Origin of the sequence: Dysgonomonas sp. 25 (assembly GCF_010501075.1) — a bacterium.
GTDB lineage: Bacteria > Bacteroidota > Bacteroidia > Bacteroidales > Dysgonomonadaceae > Dysgonomonas.
This window is the reverse complement of sequence record NZ_QVMN01000058.1, coordinates 1-300: the sequence shown is the minus strand read 5'-3', so window position 1 is coordinate 300 and position 300 is coordinate 1. Positions and strand designations below refer to the sequence as shown.

The 300-nt window shown below is 36.0% G+C and carries 1 protein-coding gene; it reads left to right on the top strand.

What is annotated here, in order from left to right; translation table 11 throughout:
* Positions 1-172: 172 nt before the first annotated feature.
* A partial coding sequence (locus D0T66_RS16180) for a class I tRNA ligase family protein (protein ID WP_370520817.1) occupies positions 173-300 on the top strand: 128 nt, incomplete at its 3' end.

The window sequence follows — 300 nt, the reverse complement described above, 5'->3', positions numbered from 1 at the left end:
CTTCTAAGGAGCTGTTATTTAGCTAATCTGTGGATAACGATATTTTTTTAAAAAATCCCATTAATCAATGACTATAAAAAGATTTACCTTTCAGAGCTGACCACGGGTGGCAGTATTTGCCAGAGCCCGTGGTTTTGTGCTATAATAATCGGTACGTTAGCGAAGAAAAGGGATGGTAATTATGGAAAATAAAAAATATTATATTACGACAGCAATTGCATATACCTCGGGAAAACCTCATATCGGTAACACCTATGAGATTATCTTAGCGGATGCGATTGCTAGACATAAGAGAAATCT